Below are 26,690 nucleotides of genomic sequence, written 5' to 3' on the forward strand. Positions count from 1 at the left end.
GAGGGGCTGACGCTTAAGCGCAGGCCGGGAATTATACGCTCACTGCTGGGACGGGGATGGCAGTGACTCGCCAGTCGTCGCCCACAGCGCGCATGTCGGTGATCTTGAGTTGGGGGGCATCGGCCAACTTCTCAAGCGGCCAGTCCAGCAACGGGCGGGCAGCAGAGCCTAAGAACTTGCCGGCGATGAATATCACGTACTCATCCACCAGGCCTTGTTGGGCAAACGCACCGGCCAGGCTTGGCCCAGCTTCCACCAACACGTCGTTGACGCCACGGGCAGCCAGGGCGACCAATGCCGAGCGCAGGTCTACCTGGCCTTCCACGCCAGGCACCACCAGGCACTCAGGGCCACGGGGAAACTGGTTCTCTGGGGTGACGCAGGTGATGACCAATGCCGGGCCGGCCTTGAAGAACGGCGCGTTGAGCGGCACCCGCAGGCGGCCATCGATCAGCACACGCAACGGCGGGCGCGACATGGCCAGGGCGGTGGTTGCTTCATCCAGGCCCAGTTCGGCGGCGCGTACGGTCAAGCGGGCACCGTCGGCCAGTACCGTGTCGGCACCGGTCAGCACCACACTGGCTTCGGCGCGCAGGCGTTGCACCGCAGCACGGGCGGCGGGGCCGGTGATCCACTGGCTTTCGCCGCTGGCCATCGCCGTGCGGCCGTCCAGGCTCATCGCCAGCTTGACCCGCACAAACGGCAGGCCATGCTCCATGCGCTTGAGGAAGCCGGGGTTAAGCGCCCGCGCTTGGGTTTCCAACACACCGCTGCGCACCTCGATACCCGCCTGGGCCAGGCGCTGCATGCCCCGCCCGGCCACTTCAGGGTTCGGGTCCTGCATGCCGGCCACTACCCGCGCTACGCCGGCGGTCACCAGCGCATCGGCGCAGGGCGGCGTACGGCCATGATGGCTGCACGGTTCAAGGGTCACGTACACCGTCGCGCCACGGGCCTTGTCGCCCGCGGCGCGCAGGGCATTGGGCTCGGCATGGGGTTCGCCGGTGCGCTCATGCCAGCCTTCGCCGACAATCTGCCCGTCACGCACGATCACGCAGCCAACACGGGGGTTGGGGTGGGTGGTGTACAGGCCCTTGCGCGCCAATTCGAGGGCGCGGGCCATGTAGTGGGCGTCGAGCACAGCCTGTTCAGAGGTCATTGTTTGGAGGGCTCACGGGCCAGGCGGTCGATCTCTTCGCGGAACTCATTGAGGTCCTGGAAGCGTCGATACACCGAGGCAAAACGGATATAGGCGACTTCGTCGAGCTTTTGCAGCTCGCCCATCACCAGCTCACCGACCACCAGGCTCTTGACCTCGCGCTCGCCGGTCGCCCGCAGCTTGTGCTTGATATGCACCAGCGCCGCTTCCAGGCGCTCGACACTCACCGGGCGTTTTTCCAGGGCGCGCTGCATACCGGCGCGCAGTTTTTCTTCGTCGAAAGGCTGGCGGCTGCCGTCGGACTTGATCAGACGCGGCAACACCAGTTCGGCGGTTTCGAAGGTGGTGAAACGTTCACCACAGGCCAGGCATTCGCGCCGGCGACGCACTTGGTCGCCCTCGGCGACCAGACGCGAGTCGATGACCTTGGTGTCGTTGGCACCGCAGAAGGGACAGTGCATGGTTGGCAGGCAACAAAAAATGGGAGGGCCATGGTAGCGCATCCCTGTGGCAAGACAAGCCATAGCCTTTACGGTATATAGGCAGGCTTATATGTTTCATATTTTTAAGCCACGGATTTTGTCCTTTCTGGAGCCGTACATGCAGTTACGACCACTCGTTCTACTCAGCCTGTTCAGTTTTCTGGTCGCCTGCAGCAGCGAAGCCCCCAAGCCGGCCGCGCCTCAACCCACCCCGGCGCAAGAGAAAAAAGTCCCAGGCATTGAAGACCTCGGCCCCCTGCCCGCCTATCAGCGCGAAATCAGCGGCAGCCTGACCAACGTGCCCGCCGGTGCCGAAGTCGAGATGGCGCTCCTGGTGATCGACGACCGTTCGCGCCCGCAGCAACTGCTCGCCAGCAGCGTACTGAGCGGCAACGGCAAACCCCTGGCCTTCCGCCTGCGCTTTAACCCTGAAGCCTTCCCGGCCGGTGCGCGCGTGGAATTGCGCGGCCGCGCCAGCCAGTCCGGCCAGTTGATCCTGCATCTGCCTGCCGTGCGCGTCACCCAGGCGATCACCCAGAGCACCGGCCCCCTGCAACTCGTCAAGGCGCCATGACGCCACCGCTGGGCCTGCAACACGCCTTGAGCGCGTTGATTGGCGATGCGCAATTGGTGCCCTGCCCATTGCCGGGCACCGCGTTGTCGTTGTGGCTGCTGGACGCCGACAACATGGACCGCGCCTTCAGCCAGGAAGAAACCCGGCGCATCCTGCATGAGCCGCCCTACTGGAGCTTTTGCTGGGCCAGCGGCCTGGCATTGGCGCGTTACCTGGCAGCGCATCCCGAGTGGGTCGCCGGCAAACGCGTGCTGGATTTCGGCGCAGGTTCGGGCGTGGCCGGGATCGCTGCCGTCAAGGCTGGCGCCCTGGAGGTGGTGGCCTGCGACCTGGACCCACTGGCCTTGGCCGCTTGCCGTGCGAATGCCGAGCTCAACCAGGTGGCGCTGAGTTATTCGGCAGACTTTTTTGCCGAAGCCGACCGCTTCGACCTGATTCTGGTGGCCGACGTGCTCTACGACCGCGCCAACTTGCCGTTGCTGGATCAGTTCCTCACTCGTGGCCGCGAAGCGCTGGTGGCGGATTCGCGGGTACGGGATTTCCAGCATCCGGATTACCGGCGGCTGGAGATCCTCGAGGCCTTGACCCTGCCAGACCTGGCCGAGCCTTGGGAGTTTCGTAAGGTGAGCCTGTACCATTCGCGGCGCGCTTGAGGCCATCGCGGCATAGGTATCTACACAACTCTGTAGCAGTCGACGGCAACCACGATGCGAAGCGAGCTGCTCTTGATCTGCTTTTGATCTTAGGCGCCCCGTTAAACCACGCTGGCCGAACGCAGGCTTGAATTCGTGGGTAACCCGGCAGGACGCCGGGTTAGCCGCCCCGCGCCATGGATGGCGCGTGGCGGCGGCCCACGGATTCAAGCCTGTGTTCGGGCACACCGAGCGTGAGCGAGGTGCCGAGTGGTGGGGCAAGAGCCCTTTGGTTACTTTGGGGCTCTTTTCCAAAGTGACCCGCTGTCAGAGCGGAACCCTAAGTGGCCGTTACCGCAGCAATGGATATGTACACAATCCAACCGTGTTGACTGCCAGGCCGCCTTCGCGAGCAAGCCCGCTCCCACATTTGGATCGCGGGGCGTCAGATGGATATGCGCCGGCTGTCTGGTCGTCACGGGAGCAAGCTCCCTCACCACAGGCTTAGCGTCGTACCGAAGTTGTGTAGATACCTATGGCCATCGCGGGCAAGCCCGCTCCCACAAGGGATGCATTTCAAGGTGGGCGCTACCACGATGCTTTCAGCCAACCTCGCCAGCCCTTATAGTTGCCCCCATTCCCGCTTTATTCGAGATGCCCCATGAGTGAGCCCACGCCGTACATCTTCGACGTCACCACCGCCAACTTCGACCAGGCCGTTATTCAGAACTCCTTCGAAAAGCCCGTACTGGTCGATTTCTGGGCCGAGTGGTGCGCTCCCTGCAAAGCGCTGATGCCGATGCTGGCGAAGATTGCCGAGAGTTATCAGGGCGAGTTGCTGCTGGCAAAAGTCGACTGCGAAGCCGAACAGGACATCGTGGCGCGTTTTGGCATTCAAAGCCTGCCGACGGTGGTGCTGTTCAAGAATGGCCAACCGGTGGACGGTTTTGCCGGGGCACAGCCAGAGTCGGCAGTACGGGCAATGCTGGAGCCCCATGTGCAAATGCCACCACCGGCTGCGGCGGACCCGCTGGAGCAGGCTCAGGCGCTGTTCAGCGAAGGACGCATCAGCGAGGCCGAAGCGCTGCTGGTGCAGTTGTTGGGCGAAGACAACACCAACGCCGCCGCGCTGATCCTGTATGCACGTTGCCTGGCTGAGCGCGGTGAATTGGGTGAAGCCCAGGCCGTGCTCGACGCGGTCAAGAGCGACGACCACAAGGCCGCCCTGGCCGGGGCCAAGGCGCAAATCACCTTCCTGCGCCAGGCTGCGGACTTGCCGGACGCCGCCGAGCTGAAAAGCCGCCTGGCGCAAAACCCGCAGGATGACGAAGCGGCCTATCAGTTGGCGATCCAGCAACTGGCGCGCCAGCAATACGACGCGGCGCTGGAAGGGCTGCTCAAGTTGTTTATCCGCAACCGCGGCTACAGCGAAGGCCTACCCCACAAAACCTTGCTGCAGGTGTTCGAATTGCTGGGCAATGATCACCCGCTGGTCACGGTGTACCGCCGCAAGTTGTTTGCCGCGCTGTACTAACCCAACCTTGTAGGAGCGAGCTTGCTCGCGAAAAACGACAACGATAACGCGGGCATCCTGGATGAACGTGGTACCTGAGAGTTTTTCGCGGGCGAGCTCGCTCCTACAAAGCGCCGACCCAGGTGTAGAGCGGGGTGTCGCCGCCGCTGGCCACCTTCACGTTGGCGCTGTGGCGCAGGCGCACCAGCAGGCGCTTGCCCGCCCCGGCATCGCCGGCCAGGCCTTCGAGTTGGTCGAGCAATTCCAGGCCATTGAGTTGCCCGGCCTTGCGCAGTAAATCCTGGGCGTTCTGCCACAGGTCTTCGTTCTGTTTGACCGGTGCCGCAGTAGGCGCGCTGGGCGTTGGCGCGGCCTGCAGTTGGGCGCCCAATCGCGCCCAATCGCCGTCGTCCAGCTCCAAGGTCAAGTCCACCGGCAGGTCGCCGATGGTTCCACGAATTCGCAACATCGTCCTTACTCCTGCATTTTTCTGACGGGCATGCTCCCACGCAGCTTGCGCAACACCAAGCGGGCGGTCAAACTCTCGGCTCAATTGTTATAAGATCACATAACAAAACTTTCATCCTGGAGCTCTCTCATGCGCCGTTTGCTGCTCGCTTTGCCGTTTGCCCTGCTGCCACTGGCTGTCGCTCATGCTCACGAAGACCATGACCACGAGCACGGCAGCCTCGGCGCCCATGAACATGGCGTCGGGCGCCTGAATGCCGTGCTGGACGGCCAGGCCCTGGAGCTGGAACTGGACAGCCCGGCCATGAACCTGGTGGGTTTCGAACATGTAGCCACCAGCGCCGCCGACAAGGCCAAGGTCGCCGCCGTGCGCAAACAGCTGGAAAATCCATCGGCCCTGTTCAACCTGCCCAAGGCCGCAGGTTGTGTGGTCAGCAGCCAGGAACTCAACAGCCCGTTGTTCGGTGACAAACCGGAAGCCGAGCATGACGACGATGACCACGCCACCGACGGCAAAGGCGCCGCCGCCCACAAGCATGATCACGACCACAGTGAAATCCACGCCCATTACCAGTTCACCTGCGCCACACCGGCAGCCCTGGGCAACCTGGACTTGAGCCAGGTGTTCAAGACCTTCCCCGCCACCCAGAAAATTCAGGTACAACTGATCGGCCCGAGCGGTCAGCAAGGTGTTGACGCGACGGCAACCGCAGCCACGCTGAAGTTCTGATTTGAAACAAGGTCCATGTGAGAGCTGGCTTGCCTGCGATACAGGCGACGCGGTGCAGCAGGCACACTGCCGCGATGCCATCGCAGGCAAGCCAGCTCCCACAGTGGATCGGCGCCATTTTCGACTACCAGGCGACACTGACTTCCCATGACTCAAGCGTTAATCGAACTGTCCGACCTGGGCTTCAACTGGCCCGGTCACCCGCAGTTGCTGGACATTCCCGCGTTCCGCCTGGAACCCGGGGAAACCTTGTTCCTCAAGGGCCCGAGCGGCAGTGGCAAGACCACTTTGCTGGGGCTGCTGGGCGGCGTGCAGAAGCCCAGCCAGGGCAGCATTCGACTGCTCGGCCAAGAGTTGACCGAACTCTCGGCCGGCGCCCGTGACCGTTTCCGTGTGGACCACACCGGCTATATCTTCCAGCAGTTCAACCTGCTGCCGTTTCTGTCAGTGCGCGAGAACGTCGAGTTGCCTTGCCACTTTTCCAAGCTGCGCGCGCAACGGGCCAAGCAGCGTCACGGCAGCGTCGACCAGGCCGCTGCGACCTTGCTCGCACACCTGGGTTTGAAGGACCCGAGCCTGCTGGAACGCCGTGCCGATTCGCTGTCCATCGGCCAACAACAACGGGTGGCCGCTGCCCGAGCGCTGATCGGCCAGCCGGAGCTGGTGATCGCCGACGAGCCCACCTCGGCCCTGGACTACGACGCCCGCGAAGCCTTCCTGCAGTTGCTGTTCGCCGAATGCCGCGAAGCGGGCGCCAGCCTGTTGTTTGTCAGCCATGACCAGAGCCTGGCGTCGCTGTTCGACCGCAACCTGTCGCTGGCCGAACTCAATCGCGCCGCCATGCCCGCAGAGGTTTGAGATGTATCTGTTCCGACTAGCCATGGCCAGCCTGGCTAACCGCCGCTTTACCGCGATCCTCACCGCGTTTGCCATCGCGCTTTCCGTCTGCTTGCTGCTCGCGGTGGAGCGTGTGCGCGTCGAGGCGCGCAACAGTTTCGCCAGCACCATCAGCGGCACCGACCTGATCGTCGGCGCCCGTTCCGGCTCGGTCAACCTGCTGCTGTACTCGGTGTTCCGCATTGGCAACGCCACCAACAACATCCGTTGGGACAGCTACGAGCACTTCGCCGCCAGCCCTCAAGTGAAATGGGCGATCCCGATTTCCCTTGGCGATTCCCATCGCGGCTACCGGGTGATGGGCACCAACGAATCCTACTTCGAGCACTACCAGTACGGGCGCAAGCAAAATCTCGAGCTGGCCAGCGGCCGTGCCTTCGCCACCGACCCGTTCGAGGTAGTGCTCGGCGCTGAAGTGGCCGAGGCCCTGCATTACAAACTCGGCGACAAGCTGGTGCTGGCCCATGGCGTGGCGGTGGTCAGCCTGGTCAAGCATGACGACAAACCGTTCACGGTGGTCGGCATTCTCAAGCGCACCGGCACGCCAGTGGACCGCACGCTGCATATCAGCCTCGGCGGCATGGAAGCGATTCATATCGACTGGCACAACGGCGTGCCGGCCCAGGGCAAAGGCCGCATCAGTGCCGACCAGGCGCGCAATATGGACCTCACGCCGCAAGCCATTACCGCGTTCATGCTCGGCCTGAACAACAAGATTTCCACCTTCGCCTTGCAACGGCAGATCAATGAATTCCGTGGCGAGCCCATGCTGGCGATCCTGCCCGGCGTCGCGCTGCAAGAGTTGTGGAGCATGATGGGCACTGCCGAAAAAGCCTTGTTTGTGATCTCGCTGTTCGTGGTGCTGACCGGTTTGATCGGCATGCTCACGGCGATCCTCACCAGCCTTAACGAGCGCCGCCGCGAGATGGCGATCCTGCGCTCGGTGGGTGCGCGGCCTTGGCACATCGCAACGCTGCTGATCTTCGAAGCCTTCGCCCTGGCCTTGTCCGGCGTGGTGGCGGGCCTGGGGTTGCTGTACCTGTGCATTGCCGCCTCGCGGGGTTATTTGCAGGCCAATTACGGCCTGGACCTGCCGATGTCGTGGCCGAGCGAATATGAATGGACGTTGCTCGCCGGTATCCTGGCAGCCGCCCTGTTGATGGGCAGCGTGCCCGCGTGGCGCGCCTACCGCCAATCTTTGGCCGATGGCCTGTCCATCCGTTTATGAGGAAGGCTTCGATGCGTCGTGCCCTGTTTGCCCTGTTGTTGTTGATGGCCGTGCCTGCCTGGGCGCAGGAGCAGCCCAAGGATTTGTCCTGGCAGGAGATGATCCCGCCGGATGCGCCACCAGAAGTGCCCAATATGAAGCCGCTGCACGACCTGTCGAACATGGCGGATGCCTTGTCCGCCGAAGCCGCGCCGGCGGCCAAGCAGGACATGCCCAACGCGCCGGTGGTACAGAGCCTGGATGGCCAGCACATTCGCCTGCCGGGGTATATCGTGCCGTTGGAAGTCAGCGAAGAAGGCCGCACCACGGAGTTTCTGCTGGTGCCGTATTTCGGCGCCTGTATCCATGTGCCGCCACCGCCGTCGAACCAGATTGTGCACGTGAAAAGCGAGGTGGGGGTGAAGCTCGATGAGCTGTATCAACCGTACTGGATCGAAGGTGCGATGCAGGTCAAGCCATCGTCCAGCGAATTGGCCGATGCCGGTTACCAGATGGATGCCCAGAAGATTTATATGTACGAGCTCGAAGAATAACCCCACCAGCAAACACACCGAAGATCCAAATGTGTGCGGGCTTGCTCCCGAAGGCGGTGTATCAGTCACTGAGTCTTTAACGGAACCAGCGCTATCGCAGCATAGGTATCTACACAACGCTGTAACGGTGGACGGTAACCAAGATGCGAAGCGAGCTACTCTTGATCTTGATCTGCTTTTGATCTTAGGCGCCCCGTTAAACCACGCTGGCCGGAATTCGACAGGGATTTGGGGGGTAAACCGGCAGGGATGCCGGTTTAGCCGCCCCGCGCCATGGATGGCGCGTGGCGGCGGCCCCCCAAATCACTGGCGGATTACGGGCACACCGAGCCTAAGCGAGGTGCCGAGTGGTGGGGCAAGAGCCCTTTGGTTACTTTGGGGCTTTTCCAAAGTGACCCGCCGTCAGGGCGGAACCCTAAGTGGCCGTTACCTAAATAACGGATAGGTACTCGGTCTGATCCAACATCCCGGTCGGCTGTCAGGCCGCCTTCGCGAGCAAGCCCGCTCCCACAGGTTGATCGTGGGGCGTCAGGTAGATGAGTGTCGGCTGGCTGGCCGTCATCGCAGGCAAGCCAGCTCCCAAAGGTTTAGATCAGTGGCAAAAGTGACTGATCACCCTTTCATTGAGCTGAGTCAAAAGACCGAACGGAACGATCTTTACCATTGGACGTACAACTTTTAAACGTCCTTTGGAGCTCCCATGAACAAGTCTCTGCTCGGCGCGTCCCTCTTCGCGCTCGCCCTCGTCGCCCCCGTCGCTCACGCCCACCAGGCGGGCGATATTCTGGTTCGCGCCGGTGCAATCACCGTGAACCCGAAGGCCGACAGCAGCAGCGTCAAAGTTGACCAGGGCCCATTGGCCGGTACCAACCTGGGCGGCAAGGCGACCATGAGCAGCGACACCCAATTGGGCTTGAACTTCGCCTACATGATCACCGACCACGTCGGCATCGAACTGCTCGCGGCCACGCCGTTCGAGCATGACGTGAAGATCAAGAACACCGCCCTGGGCGCCGCCAACGGCAAGCTCGGCACCCTGAAACACCTGCCGCCGACCTTGAGCGTCGTGTACTACCCGCTGGATCATAAGTCTGCGTTCCAGCCGTATGTGGGCGCCGGTATCAACTACACCTGGATCTACGACGAACACGTGGGCAGCCGTGCCGAACAGGCCGGTTTCAGCAACTTCAAGGCCGAAAACTCCTGGGGCTGGGCCGCGCAGATCGGCGCCGACTACATGATCAACGACAAGTGGATGATCAACGCCCAGGCGCGCTACATCGACATCAGCACCAAAGCGACTGTGGATAACAACGCGCTGGGCCAGGGCACTCGGGCCAAGGTCAATGTGGATGTAGACCCGATGGTTTACATGGTGGGTATCGGCTACAAGTTCTAAGTCCGGTTAAGCCACACCGCATAACCCATGTGGGAGGGGGCTTATGTGGGAGCCGGGCTTGCCCGCGATGCAGACACCTCGGTGTATCAGTGATACCCAGGTGATGCTATCGCAGGCAAGCCAGCTCCCACATAAGTCCCCTCCCACTTTTGGTTTTGGGGGTGTCAGCTATGGCGGTAGAAGCGATCCAGTAGCGCCGGCAAGCCTGCCCGCCATGCCCGTGGCTTGATGCCGAAGGTATGCAGGATTTTCTTGCAGGCCAGCACCGCATGCTGCGGTTCATCCGCCGCATCCGGCCGCGCTGCGTGAGCCTGGGCGGTGGGGGACTCGATGGCCAACGGATGGAAGTTGCGCGCTTCAGTGAGAATCGCCTGGCCCAGCGCCAACGGCGTGGTCGCCTCGTGGCCGGCGTAGTGGTAAGTGCCCCACAGTGGCGCGGCGCAATCGAGTTGCTTGAGCACCGAGATAATTACCCGTGCGGCGTCGTCAACCGGCGTCGGGTTGCCACGACGGTCGTCGGCCATCAACAGCTCATCCGGTTTTTCAGCCCGGGCCAGGAAGCGCCCGAGCGTGCCGTCGACGCTGTCATCCAGTAGCCAGCCAAACCGCAGCAGCACATGCTGCGGGCACGTGGCGCGCACGCTTTGTTCGATGCGCCACAACGCCTGGCCGCGCAGGCCCAGGGGCACCGGCTCGTCTTTCTCGCTGTAGGCGGTGGCGCGGGAGCCATCGAATACGCGGTAGCTGGACGGTTGCAGCAGGGTGATGCTGTGATGCTGGCACAGCTCGGCCAGGCGTTCGATGGCGAATTCCTGGGCGGCCAAGCGGGACTCGCTCACGGCTTCGGCCTGGAACCAGTCGAAATAGTAGGCGAGGTTGATCAAGGCATCGGGACGGGTGTCGTCGAGCAATTGGGTGAGACTTGCGGCATCCCAGCCGTCTTGGGGCGGTTTGGGGGCGAGGAAACCGATGTCTTCCTCCGCACCGAGGCGAATCAGCGCCTGCCCGAGGGCATTCCCGCCGCCCAGTAACATAAGGCGCATTCGCATAGATTGAGCAGGCCCGGTCTGTTTGGAACGATGGTTATTATCGACAGGCGTGTGTGCGCTGTCGTAGGTCATTGCCAGAATCGTTGCATTTTGCGGGCTTGTAGCGCAACCGTCACGGATTAAGTGTCTTGACGTCGGGTTCGGCGGCCTCCTGTTTCAGCGCCGTACGCGGTGCGAGCAAGAGCTGCTGTGGATAAGTCTGGGCGAAGTGCACCGCCTCACAGTTATCCACAAGCTTTTTCAGACGCTGGTTAAACGCACGGCTGACCGCGTACTGGCCACCCGAAACCGTGCGGAACTGCGCGGTGAGCACCACGCCATTGAGGTCCATCTTGTCCACCCCGAACACTTCCAACGGCCCTTGCAGGTTGTACTTGAGGAACACATCGTCGCGGATCGACTGGCCGGCTTCGCGGATCAGCTCCACGGCCTTGTCCACGTCGGTGTCGTAGGTGAACTGCACCGAGAAGAACGCATAGGCGAATTGACGGGACTGGTTGGTGACCGCCTTGATCTGCCCGAACGGCACAGAATGCACAAAGCCCTTGCCGTCGCGCAGGCGCAGGGTGCGGATGGTCAGGCCTTCGACGGTGCCGGCGTGGCCGGAGTCGAGCACCACCCAATCGCCGATGGACAGGGTGTCTTCGATAATGATGAACAGGCCGGTGATCACGTCCTGCACCAGTTGCTGGGAACCGAAACCGATGGCCAAGCCCACCACCCCAGCGCCCGCCAGCAACGGCGCGACATTGATGCCCAGGTTGGCCATGGTGGTGATCGCGCAGATCACCACCAGGATGATCTTCACCGCATTGCGCAGCAGCGGCAGGATGGTTTTGACCCGGGTACTGGGCTGGCGGCTGGAGCGTTTATTCACCGGTGGTTTGAGGGCTTCCTGGATCGCGGTGTCGAGCACCACCCAGAACAGCCAGGTCACCAACAGGATCAGGCCGATGCTGCTGAGGGAGTCACTGATGGCCCGGCCCACGGAGTTGCGCTGGGCGAATTCGAACAACGAGACACCCCAGATACGCCCGAGTATCTCGATAAACGCGATGGCCATGACGATACGCAAAATCGCGTGCAGCAAACTCAGGAAGCGTTCCTTGTAGGCGCTGCTGCGTTGGATCGATACCTGACTGCGGGACTTGAACAGGTGTTGCAGCACAGTGCTGAGAAACACCGTACCGATCAGTAACAAGGTGGTGAGCAGCGCGCAGCGCAGGGCCTCTTGGTTGTCGTCACCGGCGCCAATCAGGTTGACCGCCGAGACCAGCACCATCAACAGAATCGGCCAGTACCAGAGCCCGGAAAACACCCGCAGCGACTGTTGCAATGCTGGATGCTTGAGGCGCTGGGCCAACGGCCGGTTGCGGATCAAATGGGCCACCGGGCGACGCAGGCGTACCACCAGCACGCCAAAGATGACCGCGGCAAACAGGCCGGTAAACACAGCGATGCTGCTGGTGATATTGCCGCCCAGTTGCCGAGCGATTTGCGGGCTGGTCAGCGCATCGCTGAGGGCCGCGAGAAAGCCGATCAGGAATAGAGGCTTGGGGCAATAGTCACGAATGATCCGCACCGCAGGCCGCTTGTGCCCGACGTTGAACATCACAATGACGCACAGCAACAGCGAGGTGGAAAAGATGCCACTGCTGGTGGCGTAGGCAAAACACAGCGCCAGGGCTCGGCCGACAGACGCGGCTAAAAAGTGACTGACATAAAGGGTCAACGGCAGGCAGATCAGCGCTGGAATCGTGTAGGGCACCACATAGCCCAGCAAGCCTTGCAGCCGTTGACGCCGCGCAAGGAATGGGCGACGGCTCGCGCGTTTCACAACCAGGCGCCCCAGCATCGTCAGCACAGCAAAGGCACCGGCCCACACGCCAGACAACAGCAGGAAATCGCCGGCCACGCTCCACGGCGAGCGTGCGGTGGTCTGGTCCACCAGGCGCCCTACTTCGTCTGCGGCGCGGTCGGCCCGCAGGCGCCAGGCGTCAATGAGGTTCTGGTTGAGGTCGAGCTTGTCTTGCACGTCATCAATGCTGGAACTGATGGCCCCGAGTAGCCCGCCTTGCACCAGCAATTCCGGCTTGGCCGGCGTCTCGGCAGCGGGTGCCGTCGCTGCGGCTTGCAGTGCGCCGTTACCGCAAAGCAGCAACGCACCGAGCAGTAATGCAGTCTTTAGATTCAGCAAAACAGCGAGCTCCTTCAGCAGGGTCTGTAAGGAACTGACGGGTTTAGGCCTTGATCGTTCCCCGCATGGGCGATGCCCTCCCATCTTTTCCTACCCTGTACCGCCTGTAGGAATGTGGAAACTTTCAGCCAAATAGCGCAGTCATCCCATAACGGAGGTCACCTCACCCACCAACCACGGGAGCACACATGGCGGCGATTCACATCGGCATTTCCGGCTGGCGCTACACGCCCTGGCGCGGGGATTTCTACCCCGAAGGGCTGACCCAGAAACGCGAGTTGCAGTTTGCGTCACGCGCCGTCAACAGCATCGAAATCAACGGCTCGTTCTACGCGCTGCAAACCCCTAAGCGCTATGCCGAGTGGTATGCCGATACGCCTGAAGGTTTCATGTTCAGTGTCAAGGCGCCCCGTTTCATCACGCATATCCTGCGCCTGCGCGATGTACACAAGCCGATGGCGAATTTCTTCGCTTCCGGGGTGCTGGAACTCAAAGAAAAACTCGGCCCAATCCTCTGGCAGTTTCCGCCCAGCTTCAAATTCGACGCCACGCTGTTTGAAACCTTTTTGGCTGAATTACCCGCCGACACCCAACAGGCCGCCGCCCTCGCGCGCCAGCATGAGCCGCGTCTTAACGGCAAGGCGAGCATGAAGGCCTATGCCAAGAAGCCGTTGCGCCATGCCGTGGAGATTCGCAATACGAGTTTTGCCGTGCCGGAGTTCATCCAGATGCTGGATAAGCACGGGGTGGCCCTGGTGGTCGCGGACACCGCAGGCAAGTGGCCGTACATGGAAGACGTGACCGCCAACTTCATGTACCTGCGCTTGCACGGCGACAAGCAGTTATACGCCAGCGGTTATAGCGCCGAAGCGCTCCAGCGCTGGGGTGACCGGATCGAGCGCTGGGCCCACGGCAAGCAGCCTGCCGATGCACACCTGGTCGACCCGCACCACACACCCCGCAGGCGTAAACAGCGCGATGTGTACTGCTTTTTCGACAACGACATCAAAGTTCGCGCGCCCTTCGATGCACGCCAATTGCTGCAACGTTTCGGGCTGGACCAACACCTGCTCACCGAACCTGGCCGGCTGCCGGAACCAGGAGTATTGCCATGACACATCCAGAGCTGATCCCCACCCCGCCGACCACCGCCATCACTCGCTTTACAGTGCTGACGGTCAATATCCACAAGGGTTTCACCGCACTGAATCGCCGCTTCATCTTGCCCGAGCTGCGTGAAGCGGTGCGCAGCGTGGGCGCAGACATGGTGTTCTTGCAGGAGATCCATGGCACCCACGAACGCCATCCGCAGCGTTACAGCGACTGGCCAAAAATGCCGCAGTATGAGTTCCTCGCCGACAGCATCTGGCCGCAGTTTGCCTATGGGCGCAATGCGGTGTACCCCCATGGCGACCATGGCAATGCACTGCTGTCCAAATTTCAGATCATCCGCTATGACAACCTCGACATATCGCAAAGCGGCCATGAAAACCGCGGCCTGCTGCATTGCGTGCTGCGCCTGCCGGGCAGCGGTCAGCAGGTGCACGCGATCTGCATCCACCTGGGCTTGCGCGAGGTGCATCGCCAACAACAATTGCGGTTGCTGGAACAACGTATCAGCGAGATTCCGGCCGATGCGCCGTTGGTGGTCGCCGGCGACTTCAACGACTGGCGGCAAAAAGCCGACCTGAGTCAAAGCGGTTTGCAGGAAGTGTTCATGCACACCCTCGGCAAACCGGCGCGCACCTTCCCGGCGCGCCTGCCGCTACTGCCGCTGGACCGCATTTATGTGCGCAATTTGAAGGTGCACAACCCGCGCGTGCTCACCACTCGCCCCTGGTCCCATCTTTCAGACCATGTGCCGCTGTCGGTGGAGGTTGAGCTATGAACGTTGCGGTAGACCATATCGCCACAGACCAACCGCCAGATGACAGCAAGGCGCGGGATCTGGATTACGGCTGGCAAAGCGGCAACCGCGTGGAGTTGCTGGAGAACGGCGAGGCATACTTTCCTGCCGTATTCGAGGCGTTGCGCGGCGCCGAGCGCGAGATCCTGCTGGAGACCTTTATTCTCTTTGAAGACAAGGTCGGCTTTGAGCTGCACAGCATCCTCATCGAGGCGGCCAAGCGCGGGGTGAAGGTGGTGGTCAGCCTCGACGGTTTTGGCTGCGGCGAACTGAGCCCGGGCTTCCTGCGGGAGTTGGCCGAGGCCGGGGTGATGGTGCAGATGTTCGACCCGGCGCCCAAGACGCTCGGCATACGCACTAACTGGTTTCGCCGCCTGCACCGCAAGATCGTCGTGGTGGACGCCCGCGTGGCGTTTATCGGCGGGATCAATTTTTCCGCCGACCACCTGGCGGATTTCGGCCCCGAAGCCAAGCAGGATTACTCAGTACAGGTGATCGGCCCGGCTGTGGCAGACCTGCACCATTTCGCCCTCGCCCAAAGTGGCCGCCAGGTGCGCAGCCGTCGCGGTTGGCGACGGCGCCAGCAACGGCCCTCGCCCTGGACGAACGAGCCAGGCGACGGCCTGGTACGCCTGATCTATCGCGACAACATCCAGCATCGTGATGACATCGAAGACGCGTACATCCACGCCTTGAGCCAGGCCCGGCAGCGGGTGGTGATCGCCAACGCGTACTTCTTCCCCGGCTATCGGCTGCTTCGCGAGATCCGTAATGCGGCACGCCGTGGCGTGCAGGTGCAGTTGATCATGCAGGGCCAGCCGGACGTGCTGTTGGCGAAACTGGCCGCGCGCATGCTCTATGACTACTTGCTCAAGGATGGCGTGGTGATTCACGAATACTGCCAACGCCCGCTGCACGGCAAGGTGGCGTTGGTGGATGACGAATGGAGCACCGTCGGCTCCAGCAACCTGGACCCCCTGAGCCTGGCATTGAACCTGGAAGCCAACGTGCTGATTCGCGACCGGGCTTTCAATCAACAGCTCTACGAACGCCTGGAAGCACTCGCCCACAATCATTGCCAGACCATGCCGGAAAAGCGCAAGCCACGCCTGTGGCTCTGGCGCCTGACCGTTGGTTTCCTGGTGTTTCATGTGATGCGCCATTTCCCGGTACTGGCCAGTTGGTTGCCGGCCCACAAACCGCGCTTGAAACCTTTTGAGGCCACGCCCCATGACGTCTGAAGCCCGCCCCCAAGCGCAAGCCTCTGGGTTCAAGCGCTGGAAGAAACCGCTGACGATTGCGTTCTTCGTGCTGCTGATCGTGTTGTTTACCCTGCTCGCCCGGCGCATCGACTGGAGCGAAGTGTTCCAGACCCTGAGCGAGTTCAAGCTGCGCACATTGTTCATCGCCGGCGCGCTGACGCTGTGCAGTTTCATTGTCTACGCCTGTTTTGACCTGATCGGCCGCACCTACATTCGCCAGCCGCTGCGCTGGAAGCAGATATTGCCGGTGGGCATCATCAGCTACGCGTTCAACCTCAACCTCAGCGCTTGGGTCGGCGGCATTGCCATGCGGTACCGGCTGTATTCGCGCCTGGGCGTGAGCACCAGCAATATCGCCAAGATCCTTGGCCTGAGCCTGGCCACCAATTGGTTCGGCTATATGGCGTTGGCCGGGGTGGTGTTCAGCAGCGGGTTGGTGACCCTGCCGCCGGGCTGGAAGCTCAGCAGCGGCGCCTTGCAAGGGGTCGGGGTGTTATTGGTGCTCGCGAGCCTGGGCTACCTGGCGGCGTGCCGGTTTTCTAAAAAGCGCGCGTGGTCGATTCGCGGTATCGAGATCAACTTGCCGTCGCTGCGCATGGCCTGTTTGCAGCTGGCTCTGGGTGCGTTGAACTGGTCGTTGATGGCCGCAGTGATATTCACCTTGCTGCCGGCCAAACTGGATTACCCGTTGGTGCTGGGGGTGCTGTTGATCAGTGCGATTGCCGGAGTGGTCACCCATATCCCGGCCGGGTTGGGGGTGTTGGAGGCGGTGTTCATTGCGCTATTGCAACATGAGGCGTCACGGGGGAGTTTGCTGGCGGGGCTGATCGCGTACCGGGCCATTTATTTTATTTGCCCGTTGTTGATTGCACTGGTGATGTATTTGGGGGTGGAGGCCAAGGCCAAGGCGTTGCGAGTGAAGAAGACAGCCTGATGAGGCGGTGGTGACTGTTGAATCGCTATCGCGGGCAAGCCCGGCTCCCACAGGGGAATGCATTCCAAGGTGGTGCCAGGCTTGCCCGCGATAGCGATCACAAGGGCAACGACTATCGGGCCTGAATGATGCTCAACCGCTCCCCCACCACCATCTCGGTAATCCAGTCCACCAGTATCGAGGTGTACGCCTGTTGCGACACCGGGTCGCTCAGGGAATGGTCGGCGCCGTCGATGATGCGGTGGGTCAGGGAATGGGTCTGCTGGCACGCCGCACGGTAACTCATGATGGTCGCGTGGGGCACATGGTCGTCGGTTTCCGACTCGACAATCAGCACATCGCCGGTAAATTGCGCACAGGCATGCAGGGCCCGATTGGTTTCGGCGTGCACCAGGGTGCCGCGGTAATCCATCAGGTCGGCTTTGTCCAAATCGCGCTTGGGCTTGAGCCATTCCTGGTCGCGATACAGTGCCGGCACTCGCAGCGCCAGCCAGCGTACCGGGCGCAACGAGGTGAGGATCGCCGCCAAGTAGCCGCCATAACTGGTGCCCACCACTGCCACCGCCGAGGTGTCGATCGCCGGGTGGGACAGTAGGCGGTCGTAGGCAGCCAGCAGGTCGCGCAGGTTGTCTTCGCGGGTGACGCGGGACAAGGGGATGCCGGTGCCAGCATGGCCACGCAGGTCGAAAGTCAGGCACACACACCCAAGGCCTGCGATACCTTTGGCTCGCTCCAGGTCGCGCTCCTGGCTACCGCCCCAACCGTGCACGAACAACACACCGGGCACTTTGGACTTGGGGCTGAGGAAGGTCCCGCTCATTTGTTCGTCGTCTATATCAATGCTGATGCTCTCGCTTCTAGCCGTCATAAGTCTGGACCGTCACATACTTGAGTAGAAAGTCGCTGTTCTCGGCCGGGCCTCGGTATACCTCGATGGCATCCGCCGGCAGCGCTTGGTCTACATAGGTTTCTACCGAGGACACACGGATGGCCTTCAGGCCCGGGTGGTTGATAAAGCTCTGCAGCGCCGCGACTTCCGCGCTACTGGCCCCGCCCATGCGCCAGGATTGTTCGAGCACGCCACTGCGGCGCTGGCCTGTGCTGTCCAGGCCTTGGGCGATGTCGTAGTTGCGGCGCGAGGCGAAGAAGCTTGGGTAGGCTTCATTCGCGGCTCGGTCAAAAACCAGCGCCTGTTCGATAGCCTTACGCACGTCTTCAGGCAGATCCAGTTTGAGCAGGGCTGCGTAATCACCGGGGACGACCAGCAGATCGGAACCGCCGTAGACCTCTTCGCCCTGCCCGTCTTGCGTCAGGTGCTGCTCGCCGCAGTAGCTGAAGAGGTGATCGCCGATAAAACTCTGGCCCACACTATGGGTGACCACCTCGTGCAGGTCTTGTTCCAGCACCACGCCTTGATTGAACATTCGGGCCGCTTCCGGGCGGGCCACTATCGCGTCGAATTCATCCAGGCTGTGGATAACTTCCTGCCCCCGCCCTGCACAGGCATTTACGGGTTTCAGACGAATCGGGCCGCTGTAGAGCAAGCGGGTCGCGGCAGGCCGTGCATCCTCAAGGGCGAACACACTCACGCCGTCCAACACCACGTCACGCACACGCTCGCAGAATGTCGGCGACCAGCCTTCGGGCGCCTTGGCCTCGGGACTCAGCAGGCCGTGACTGATGGCTTTGGTGCAGATGAAAGCGTGATCGACATAGCCGCCCCACAGATCTTGTGGCCCTTTGATATTGAGCCGTTGCGCTTGGGCAGGTCCGACCAGCGTTTGCGTGGGCAGCAGGTACAATTCCCGGCCCGCATGCAGGGCCGGGTCGTAGCTACCACCGAACTTGAGCCCCAGGATCTGCGCCAGCCAGCGTGCGAGTGCACGGTTGGTTTCAATTTCATGCAGGGGCGCGCCTTCTCGCATGGAGTGGGCGACCACCAGCTTCTTGCGACTTATGGGGGTCATGCGTTCCCCTTTCTATCAGCCGTTGTGTAGCAGGAGGGCTGCATGGATCAGGCCAACATAGGGTTTGCGGGGATGGCCGTAAAATCAATCAGTTGCGCAAGAAGTGATGGCCGTTAGCCTGTTTTATTCTGCACGACCCTAAGTTAACCCTGCGGCGTTCTGCACGATTCAAACCCCAAAACGGTTGCGGTAATCGCTGGGGGACAGCCCGGTGATTTTCTTGAAAATGGCGCGAAAGGCGCTGGGGTCCTGATAGCCCACGGTCCAGGCAATGTGATCGATCGTGCCGTTGGTGAACTCCAGCATCTGCCGTGCCTTGCCGACCCGCAGGTGCTGGCAGTACTCGGTGGGTTTCAACCCGGTGGCGTTGCGAAATCGCCGCAAGAACGTGCGCTCCTCCAGGTTGGCCTCCTGCGCCATCGCCGCCACGGACACATCCACCGCGCCACTGGCCTGCAGCCAATGCTGGACCTTGAGAACCGCACCATCACCATGCCTGAGAATCGGCGCAAAGTTGCTACCGCACTGGCTGGCACTGGCGCTGTGTTCGATCACCAGAAAACGCGCCGTGTCGGCTGCAACGCTCGGGCCCATCAGGCGGTCGACCAGGCGCAGGCCCAGTTCGGACCAGGCCATCAGCCCAGCGGAGGTGATCAGGTCGCCGTCATCGACAATGGGTTTATCCGCTTCCAGGCGCACCGCCGGGTAACTGGCCGCAAAGGACTTCGCGGAAGACCAGTGAGTGGTGGCGCTGCGACCATCCAACAAGCCGCTGCGCGCCAGCATGATCGAACCGATGCACACACCGCCCAGCACGGTGCCGGCCGCATGTTGCTGGCGCAGCCATTGCAGCAGTGCAGGCGGCGCCTGGTCTTCGGTGAACTCGGCAATCGAGGGTGGCACCAGCACGGCCATCATCGGTTGGTCGGGGCCGGGATGGCTGTCGAACGTGCGCGCGGGCGTGCCGTGGGCATCTACCTGCCAGTGGCTGACCCGCAGCAGCGGCAGTTGCGCAGATTCATGCTCGGCGGCGATGCGGTTGGCGACCCCGAACAGGTCAGTCAGCCCGTGGACTGCGGCGAGTTGCGCGCCCTGGTAGATCAACACACCCAGCTCGACAGTGCTGCGTTGCGCGGCCATTGTCAGTTTTCCCCCTGTTATTGTCGGTGCAGCCAATTCTCGGTGTGATCGCCAGATAAGATACTAGGCCCATCAACCCATCACGAGGCAACACACATGGCCAAGCAGGCGCTCATCCTAATCGATATCCAGAACGACTACTTCCCCCAGGGCAAGTGGCCGCTCGACGGCGTGGAAGCCGCAGCGGACAAGGCGGCGCAGGTGCTACAGGCGTTTCGGCAAGCAGGCGATGCGGTGATCCATGTACGCCATGAGTTCGCCGGCGACGACGCACCCTTCTTCACCCCGGGCTCCGAAGGCGCGCACTTGCATGCCAAGGTAATCAACGAGGGCGATGAGCCGGTGGTACTCAAACACTTCGTGAATGCGTTTCGCCAAACCAACCTGCGCGAACTGCTGGAACAGCGCAGCATCACCGACGTGGTGGTAGTGGGCAGCATGAGCCATATGTGCGTTGACGCCGTGGTGCGGGCAGCGGCGGACCTGGGCTACAAGGTTACGGTGATTCATGATGCCTGCGCGACCCGTGACCAGGAGTTCAACGGCCAGGTGATTCCGGCAGCGCAGGTACACGGCGCGTACATGGCCTCCCTGGCCTTTGGCTATGCGGGTGTGGTGTCGGCAGAGGAATATTTGAAGGCCCCAGCAGCGGCCGCGTGACCGCCACCCGGGCTGATCGCTTCAGCGTGTGGCAATGATGAACAGGCGCGGAAAGGGCAACAACACCGTGCCATCAGCTAGGGCTGGATAAGCCTGGCTAATTCGCGCCTGGTATTGCTGCAGGAAGGCGGCTTTTTCATCGTCGGTCAACGGCGCAAGAAAAGGCCGCAATGCCGAAGCCTTGAACCACTCCACCACCGCCGCGTGGTCCGCCAACGGGTGCTGATAGGTGGTGCGCCACACATCCACGGTACTGCAGTGCTTGCTCAGCAGTTCGTAGTAGTAACTGGCGGTGTGCCGCTCATTGTGTTTGACCGCCCCTATCTTTGCCGCCCATGGGCCATCGGCCGCAACTTCACGGGCCAGGCGATGGGCGGGCTCGTCCAGATTGTCCGGGGTTTGCACCGCCAGCGTACCGCCTGGGTTCAGTTGGTGGACCAAGTGCGGGTACAGCGTGGCGTGGTCGGGCAGCCATTGCAGCGAGGCATTGGCCAGGATCACATCCAAGCGTTGCGCCGGATGCCAGGCGCCGATGTCTGCCAGCTCGAAGTTCAACCTGGGCAGGCGCTTGCGTGCGTCTACCAACATGTCATCGGAGCTGTCCATGCCCGTGACGTGCGCTTGGGGGAAACGCTCGGCCAGTACTTCGGTGGAGTTCCCCGGCCCGCATCCCAGGTCGACGGCGGTGGTCACGTCGATGTTGGGAATGGCTGCCACCAGGTCACGGACGGGGCGAGTGCGCTGCTGTTCGAACATCGTGTACTGCTTGGCGGACCAGGTCATCACAGCCTTCCTTCTTGCTAGAGGTGACGACAGCCTAAATCTTGTGGGCCATGAGAACAAATGTCGGGGTTGGTGTGCTGTTTGCACAAAGGCATCCCGTGCACCGACACCTGGGCATTGCCCATAAAAAACCCCCGATGCTTTCGCTATCGGGGGTTTTGTTTGTTCAGGGTCGGTCTTGGACCTTAGAACGGGATATCGTCATCAAAGCTGTCGAAATCCGGAGCCGGTTGCGGAGCAGCCTGTTGTGGCGCTGGGCGCGACTCACGCTGTGGCTGTTGGCTTGGCTGCGGACGCGACTGCTGTGGGCGCGGTGCCGAGTTGGACATGCCGCCCTGGCCCTGTTGGTCGCCCTGTGGACGGCCGCCCAGCAGTTGCATGGTGCCTTGCATGTCGACCACGATTTCGGTGGTGTAACGCTTGATGCCGTCTTTTTCCCACTCACGGGTTTGCAGTTTGCCTTCGATGTACACCTGCGAACCTTTGCGCAGGTATTCACCGGCGATCTCTGCGACCTTGCCGAACAACGACACGCGGTGCCACTCGGTTTTCTCTTTGCGCTCGTTGGTCTGCTTATCGGTCCATTGCTCGCTGGTCGCCAGACTCAGGTTGGTCACAGCATTACCGTTAGGCAAGTAGCGAACTTCGGGATCCTGGCCGCAAGTACCGACCAATATGACTTTGTTAACCCCACGGGCCATAACGTTCTCCTAGGCTGGGCGCGCTGTCGGCACTGGGTTGACCAGTTGCTCGAGCGTCGCGCGATCCAATAATTCGGTGTCCAATTTGATGTAAATGGCCGCCTCTTCAGCGACCACCACTGCATCCGTTACCCCTACCACGGCCTTCAGGCGCTCGACCAGGCCGGCTTCGCGGATCGCCTCGGGCGATAGCGGCAAACGCAGGCTGGTGACGTAGGGAGGTTCGCGCATGGTAACAGCAAAGACCAGCCAAAGTGCAGCCAGCGCGGCGCATCCGAGGAACACAACCGACAAACCGCCATGCTGGAACATCCAGCCGCCCATGATGCCGCCCAACGCGGAGCCCAGGAACTGGCTGGTGGAATACACCCCCATGGCCGTGCCCTTACCGCCCGCCGGTGAAACTTTACTGATCAGCGACGGCAACGACGCTTCGAGCAGGTTGAACGCGGTGAAAAACACCACCGTGCCGATCACCAGTGCGCGCAGGCTGTCGCCGAACTGCCAGAAGAATAGTTCAGTGAGCATCAATGTCGCGACGGCGCCGAGTAAAACTCGTTTCATTTTGCGTTTCTTCTCGCCATAGATGATGAACGGGATCATGGCGAAGAACGAAATCAACAACGCAGTGAGGTAGACCCACCAGTGCTGTTCCTTGGGCAGCCCGGCTTTTTCCACCAGGGCCAGGGGCAAGGCGACGAAGCTGCACATCAGCATGGCGTGTAATACGAAGATACCTAAATCCAGACGCAGCAGGTCCGGGTGCTTGAGCGTCGGCAGCAACGCCTTGCGTGCAACGCCCGATTCACGGTGCGCCAGGGTGCCGGTGGAGCGCGGCACCATAAACGCCACGATCAGGATGCCAAACAACGCCATGCCGCCCGTGGCCAGGAACAGCCCATGCAAGCCGAACGCACGCGTGAGCAAGGGGCCGACCACCATGGCCACGGCAAACGACAGGCCGATGGTCATGCCGATCATCGCCATGGCCTTGGTGCGGTGTTGTTCGCGGGTCAGGTCCGAGAGCAGCGCCATCACGGCGGCGGAAATCGCACCGGCGCCCTGCAGGATGCGCCCGGCGATCACGCCCCAGATCGAATCGGACTGGGCCGCTAGCACACTGCCAAGGGCGAATACGATCAGCCCGAGATAGATCACCGGGCGACGGCCAATGCGGTCGGAAATAATCCCGAACGGGATCTGGAAAATTGCCTGGGTCAGGCCATAGGCGCCAATCGCCAGGCCGATCAAGGCGGGGGTCGCCCCTGCGAGATCCATCCCATAGGTGGCCAGCACCGGCAACACCATAAACATGCCCAGCATACGGAAGGCGAACACCAGGGCCAGACCGCTTGCCGCTCGGGTCTCGCCGCTACTCATGCGTTCGCTGTGGGGATCGTGCATGGAAAAACCTCGTGTGAACCGGCGGCGATTCTACCAGTCCCATCGATTGAGAGGGTATATGCGGCGCTTTGCCGCGCAGCTTTCATGTAAGGCTGCAAGCGGCGTTTTGACAGTGTATATTCATCCAGTCTTTAGCCGTATACTCCGGCATCATTTACGCCCGCCGTGCGAGGCCATCTTGGACAAGATCCTGATTCGTGGGGCTAGAACCCACAACCTGAAGAACATCGACCTGACCCTGCCCCGGGACAAACTGATCGTCATCACCGGCTTGTCCGGCTCCGGCAAATCGTCCCTGGCGTTCGACACGCTGTATGCCGAAGGTCAGCGTCGCTATGTGGAATCGCTGTCGGCCTACGCCCGGCAGTTCCTCTCGATGATGGAAAAGCCCGATGTCGACACCATTGAAGGCCTGTCGCCGGCTATTTCCATCGAGCAGAAGTCCACGTCCCACAACCCGCGCTCTACCGTGGGTACCATTACCGAGATCTACGACTACCTGCGCCTGCTGTACGCGCGCGTGGGTATCCCCCGTTGCCCGGACCACGATATCCCCTTGGAAGCCCAGACCGTCAGCCAGATGGTCGACCTGGTGCTGGCCCAGCCCGAAGGCGCCAAGCTGATGCTGCTGGCGCCCGTCATTCGCGAGCGCAAGGGCGAACACCTGTCGGTCTTCGAAGAACTGCGTGCCCAGGGCTTCGTGCGTGCGCGCATCAACGGCAAGCTCTATGAGCTGGACGAAGCGCCGAAGCTGGACAAGCAGAAAAAGCACTCCATTGATGTGGTGGTCGACCGATTCAAGGTGCGCGCCGACTTGCAGCAGCGTTTGGCGGAATCGTTCGAAACCGCGCTGAAGCTGGCCGATGGCATTGCCCTGGTAGCACCGATGGATGACGAGCCGGGCGAAGAGATCATCTTCTCCGCACGCTTCGCCTGCCCGATCTGTGGCCATGCCATCAGCGAGCTGGAACCCAAACTGTTTTCCTTCAACAACCCGGCCGGCGCCTGCCCGACTTGCGACGGCCTGGGTGTGAAGCAGTTTTTCGATATCAAGCGCCTGGTCAATGGCGAACTGACCTTGGCCGAGGGTGCGATACGTGGATGGGACAGGCGTAACGTCTACTACTTCCAGATGCTTGGGTCGTTGGCCTCCCACTACAAGTTCAGCCTGGAAGTACCGTTCAACCAACTCCCGGCAGACCAGCAGAAGGTCATTCTAAATGGCAGCGGTTCGCAGAATGTCGACTTCAAATACCTGAACGACCGCGGCGATATCGTCAAGCGCTCGCACCCGTTCGAAGGCATCGTGCCAAACCTGGAACGCCGTTACCGCGAAACCGAATCGGCGAGCGTGCGCGAGGAGCTGGCGAAGTTCCTCAGTACGCAGCCATGTCCGGATTGCCGTGGCACGCGCCTGCGCCGTGAAGCCCGACATGTATGGGTGGGCGAGAAGACCCTGCCGGCAGTGACCAACCTGCCGATCGGCGATGCCTGTGAATACTTTGGCGTGCTGAAGCTGACCGGTCGTCGTGGAGAAATTGCCGATAAGATCCTCAAGGAAATTCGCGAGCGGTTGCAGTTCCTAGTCAACGTGGGCCTGGACTATCTGTCGCTGGACCGCAGCGCCGATACCTTGTCTGGTGGTGAGGCACAGCGTATTCGCCTGGCCAGCCAGATTGGCGCGGGCCTTGTAGGCGTGCTGTATATCCTCGACGAGCCGTCGATTGGCTTGCACCAACGGGATAACGACCGCCTGCTGGGCACGCTGAAACACCTGCGCGATATCGGCAATACCGTGATCGTGGTCGAGCATGATGAAGACGCTATCCGCCTGGCGGACTACGTGGTCGATATCGGCCCCGGCGCGGGCGTGCATGGTGGCCATATCGTTGCTGAAGGCACGCCTGCCGAGGTGATGGCACATCCTGATTCACTGACCGGCAAATACTTGTCCGGCCGTGTGAAGATTGAAGTGCCCGCCAAGCGCACACCGCGCAACAAGAAGATGGCGCTACACCTCAAGGGCGCGCGCGGCAACAACCTGCGCAATGTCGACCTGGAGATTCCGCTGGGCCTGCTGACTTGCGTGACCGGTGTTTCCGGTTCGGGCAAGTCGACGCTGATCAACAACACCCTGTTCCCCCTGAGTGCTACCGCCCTGAACGGCGCGACCACCCTGGAAGCAGCGGCCCACGACAGCATCAAGGGCCTGGAGCATCTGGACAAGGTGGTCGACATCGACCAGAGCCCGATTGGACGTACGCCGCGTTCAAACCCAGCCACCTACACCGGGCTGTTTACGCCTATCCGCGAGTTGTTCGCTGGCGTGCCAGAGTCGCGCTCACGGGGTTATGGGCCGGGTCGGTTCTCGTTCAACGTCAAGGGTGGCCGCTGTGAAGCGTGCCAGGGCGATGGCCTGATCAAGGTGGAGATGCACTTCCTGCCGGACATCTACGTGCCGTGCGATGTGTGCAAGAGCAAGCGCTACAACCGCGAGACCCTGGAGATCAAGTACAAGGGCAAGAGCATCCACGAGACCCTGGAAATGACCATCGAGGAAGCTCGCGAGTTCTTCGACGCGGTGCCGGCGTTGGCGCGCAAGCTGCAGACGCTGATGGATGTGGGCCTGTCGTACATCAAGCTGGGGCAATCAGCGACCACGCTGTCGGGTGGCGAGGCGCAGCGGGTCAAGCTGTCTCGCGAGCTGTCCAAGCGCGATACCGGCAAAACCTTGTACATCCTCGACGAGCCGACCACCGGCCTGCACTTCGCGGATATTCAGCAGTTGCTGGACGTACTGCACCGCCTGCGAGACCACGGCAATACCGTGGTGGTGATCGAGCACAACCTTGATGTGATCAAGACTGCCGACTGGCTGGTAGACCTGGGGCCGGAAGGTGGTTCGAAGGGTGGCCAGATTATCGCAGTGGGCACTCCGGAGCAGGTTTCCGAAATGCCGCAGTCGCATACCGGTTACTACTTGAAACCGTTGCTGGAACGCGACCGGGCCTGATTTTTCAGGCCCAATAAAAAGCCCCTGTCACTTTGCAGTAACAGGGGCTTTTTTGTAAC

General features: G+C 61.6%; 25 protein-coding genes. 14 read left to right on the forward strand and 11 right to left on the reverse strand.

Features of this window, described 5'->3' with window-relative positions:
* Positions 1-31 precede the first annotated feature (31 nt).
* On the reverse strand, positions 32-1,159 hold the full coding sequence (gene ribD, locus N2A98_RS23740; RefSeq protein WP_275622729.1) for a bifunctional diaminohydroxyphosphoribosylaminopyrimidine deaminase/5-amino-6-(5-phosphoribosylamino)uracil reductase RibD: 1,128 nt from the start codon (positions 1,157-1,159) through the stop codon (positions 32-34).
* Positions 1,156-1,620 carry a transcriptional regulator NrdR gene (gene nrdR, locus N2A98_RS23745; RefSeq protein WP_019818855.1) on the reverse strand — a complete coding sequence of 155 codons (465 nt, stop codon included), beginning with the start codon at positions 1,618-1,620 and terminating at the stop codon, positions 1,156-1,158. The genes ribD and nrdR overlap by 4 nt, the downstream gene beginning before the upstream one ends.
* Positions 1,621-1,759: 139 nt before the next feature.
* Here nrdR and N2A98_RS23750 point away from each other — a divergent pair, with 139 nt between their 5' ends.
* From N2A98_RS23750 to trxA, 3 genes are all read left to right on the forward strand, one after another.
* On the forward strand, positions 1,760-2,215 hold the full coding sequence (locus tag N2A98_RS23750) for a YbaY family lipoprotein (protein ID WP_003194586.1): 456 nt from the start codon (positions 1,760-1,762) through the stop codon (positions 2,213-2,215).
* Complete coding sequence (locus N2A98_RS23755) at positions 2,212-2,868, forward strand: 50S ribosomal protein L11 methyltransferase (protein WP_044269058.1); 657 nt, start codon at positions 2,212-2,214, stop codon at positions 2,866-2,868. The genes N2A98_RS23750 and N2A98_RS23755 overlap by 4 nt, the downstream gene beginning before the upstream one ends.
* 640 nt (positions 2,869-3,508) lie before the next feature.
* Positions 3,509-4,381, forward strand: a complete 873-nt coding sequence (gene trxA / locus N2A98_RS23760; RefSeq protein ID WP_275622730.1) for a thioredoxin — start codon at positions 3,509-3,511, stop codon at positions 4,379-4,381.
* A 103-nt stretch (positions 4,382-4,484) separates the two neighbouring features.
* On the opposite strand, the gene N2A98_RS23765 is transcribed toward trxA, so the two are convergent.
* The gene (locus tag N2A98_RS23765; RefSeq protein ID WP_044269065.1) at positions 4,485-4,829 is read right to left on the reverse strand and encodes a hypothetical protein; all 345 of its coding nucleotides are present in this window, start codon (positions 4,827-4,829) and stop codon (positions 4,485-4,487) included.
* A gap of 129 nt (positions 4,830-4,958) precedes the next feature.
* Between N2A98_RS23765 and N2A98_RS23770 the strand changes: the two genes are divergently transcribed.
* From N2A98_RS23770 to N2A98_RS23790, 5 genes are all read left to right on the forward strand, one after another.
* A complete protein-coding gene (locus N2A98_RS23770; RefSeq protein ID WP_078803919.1) occupies positions 4,959-5,558 on the forward strand; it encodes a DUF2796 domain-containing protein in 600 nt (199 codons plus the stop codon).
* A 147-nt stretch (positions 5,559-5,705) separates the two neighbouring features.
* A complete protein-coding gene (locus tag N2A98_RS23775) occupies positions 5,706-6,416 on the forward strand; it encodes an ABC transporter ATP-binding protein (protein WP_044269070.1) in 711 nt (236 codons plus the stop codon).
* Between the two features lies 1 nt (position 6,417).
* Positions 6,418-7,683: an ABC transporter permease gene (locus N2A98_RS23780; RefSeq protein ID WP_044269071.1), complete on the forward strand. Its 1,266-nt coding sequence runs from the start codon at positions 6,418-6,420 to the stop codon at positions 7,681-7,683.
* A gap of 11 nt (positions 7,684-7,694) precedes the next feature.
* Positions 7,695-8,216, forward strand: a complete 522-nt coding sequence (locus tag N2A98_RS23785) for a DUF3299 domain-containing protein (RefSeq protein ID WP_032895087.1) — start codon at positions 7,695-7,697, stop codon at positions 8,214-8,216.
* A gap of 700 nt (positions 8,217-8,916) precedes the next feature.
* Positions 8,917-9,615: an OmpW family outer membrane protein gene (locus N2A98_RS23790; RefSeq protein WP_014720136.1), complete on the forward strand. Its 699-nt coding sequence runs from the start codon at positions 8,917-8,919 to the stop codon at positions 9,613-9,615.
* Between the two features lie 164 nt (positions 9,616-9,779).
* Here the strand turns inward: N2A98_RS23790 and N2A98_RS23795 are convergent, their stop codons facing one another.
* Positions 9,780-10,664 carry a sugar nucleotide-binding protein gene (locus tag N2A98_RS23795; RefSeq protein WP_032897752.1) on the reverse strand — a complete coding sequence of 295 codons (885 nt, stop codon included), beginning with the start codon at positions 10,662-10,664 and terminating at the stop codon, positions 9,780-9,782.
* A 112-nt stretch (positions 10,665-10,776) separates the two neighbouring features.
* Positions 10,777-12,861 carry a mechanosensitive ion channel domain-containing protein gene (locus N2A98_RS23800; RefSeq protein WP_047711884.1) on the reverse strand — a complete coding sequence of 695 codons (2,085 nt, stop codon included), beginning with the start codon at positions 12,859-12,861 and terminating at the stop codon, positions 10,777-10,779.
* 188 nt (positions 12,862-13,049) lie between these two features.
* Between N2A98_RS23800 and N2A98_RS23805 the strand changes: the two genes are divergently transcribed.
* The 4 genes from N2A98_RS23805 to N2A98_RS23820 are packed head-to-tail and all read left to right on the forward strand — an operon-like array spanning position 13,050 to position 16,963.
* Entirely contained in the window at positions 13,050-13,976 is a 927-nt protein-coding gene (locus N2A98_RS23805) for a DUF72 domain-containing protein (protein ID WP_275622731.1), read from the forward strand.
* A complete protein-coding gene (locus tag N2A98_RS23810; RefSeq protein ID WP_047711885.1) occupies positions 13,973-14,749 on the forward strand; it encodes an endonuclease/exonuclease/phosphatase family protein in 777 nt (258 codons plus the stop codon). Before N2A98_RS23805 ends, N2A98_RS23810 begins: the two co-directional genes overlap by 4 nt.
* Positions 14,746-16,008, forward strand: a complete 1,263-nt coding sequence (clsB, locus tag N2A98_RS23815) for a cardiolipin synthase ClsB (RefSeq protein WP_078803921.1) — start codon at positions 14,746-14,748, stop codon at positions 16,006-16,008. Before N2A98_RS23810 ends, clsB begins: the two co-directional genes overlap by 4 nt.
* Entirely contained in the window at positions 15,998-16,963 is a 966-nt protein-coding gene (locus N2A98_RS23820) for a lysylphosphatidylglycerol synthase domain-containing protein (protein ID WP_003194614.1), read from the forward strand. Before clsB ends, N2A98_RS23820 begins: the two co-directional genes overlap by 11 nt.
* Positions 16,964-17,075: 112 nt before the next feature.
* Here N2A98_RS23820 and N2A98_RS23825 read toward each other — a convergent pair whose 3' ends face one another.
* The 3 genes from N2A98_RS23825 to N2A98_RS23835 all read right to left on the reverse strand — a co-directional run bounded on the left by N2A98_RS23825 (position 17,076) and on the right by N2A98_RS23835 (position 20,070).
* A complete protein-coding gene (locus N2A98_RS23825) occupies positions 17,076-17,831 on the reverse strand; it encodes an alpha/beta fold hydrolase (RefSeq protein ID WP_003194616.1) in 756 nt (251 codons plus the stop codon).
* A complete protein-coding gene (locus tag N2A98_RS23830) occupies positions 17,821-18,930 on the reverse strand; it encodes a DUF3182 family protein (RefSeq protein ID WP_044269381.1) in 1,110 nt (369 codons plus the stop codon). Before N2A98_RS23830 ends, N2A98_RS23825 begins: the two co-directional genes overlap by 11 nt.
* A gap of 168 nt (positions 18,931-19,098) precedes the next feature.
* Positions 19,099-20,070: a GlxA family transcriptional regulator gene (locus N2A98_RS23835; RefSeq protein ID WP_044269383.1), complete on the reverse strand. Its 972-nt coding sequence runs from the start codon at positions 20,068-20,070 to the stop codon at positions 19,099-19,101.
* 96 nt (positions 20,071-20,166) lie between these two features.
* On the opposite strand from N2A98_RS23835, the gene N2A98_RS23840 reads away from it, so the two are divergent.
* The gene (locus tag N2A98_RS23840) at positions 20,167-20,730 is read left to right on the forward strand and encodes a cysteine hydrolase family protein (protein ID WP_275622732.1); all 564 of its coding nucleotides are present in this window, start codon (positions 20,167-20,169) and stop codon (positions 20,728-20,730) included.
* Positions 20,731-20,751: 21 nt separating this feature from the next.
* Here N2A98_RS23840 and tam read toward each other — a convergent pair whose 3' ends face one another.
* From tam to N2A98_RS23855, 3 genes are all read right to left on the reverse strand, one after another.
* Entirely contained in the window at positions 20,752-21,513 is a 762-nt protein-coding gene (gene tam / locus N2A98_RS23845; protein ID WP_044269386.1) for a trans-aconitate 2-methyltransferase, read from the reverse strand.
* A gap of 185 nt (positions 21,514-21,698) precedes the next feature.
* Positions 21,699-22,214: a single-stranded DNA-binding protein gene (locus N2A98_RS23850; RefSeq protein WP_003194626.1), complete on the reverse strand. Its 516-nt coding sequence runs from the start codon at positions 22,212-22,214 to the stop codon at positions 21,699-21,701.
* A 9-nt stretch (positions 22,215-22,223) separates the two neighbouring features.
* Positions 22,224-23,618 (reverse strand): MFS transporter, encoded by a 1,395-nt coding sequence (locus N2A98_RS23855; RefSeq protein ID WP_034133877.1) that lies wholly within the window; start codon positions 23,616-23,618, stop codon positions 22,224-22,226.
* Positions 23,619-23,796: 178 nt separating this feature from the next.
* On the opposite strand from N2A98_RS23855, the gene uvrA reads away from it, so the two are divergent.
* Positions 23,797-26,631, forward strand: coding sequence for an excinuclease ABC subunit UvrA (uvrA, locus tag N2A98_RS23860; RefSeq protein ID WP_003194630.1), 2,835 nt, complete (start codon positions 23,797-23,799; stop codon positions 26,629-26,631).
* Positions 26,632-26,690 lie beyond the last annotated feature (59 nt).

This window comes from Pseudomonas sp. FJ2-5-13 (assembly GCF_029201605.1).
Taxonomy (GTDB): Bacteria; Pseudomonadota; Gammaproteobacteria; order Pseudomonadales; family Pseudomonadaceae; genus Aquipseudomonas; species Aquipseudomonas lactis.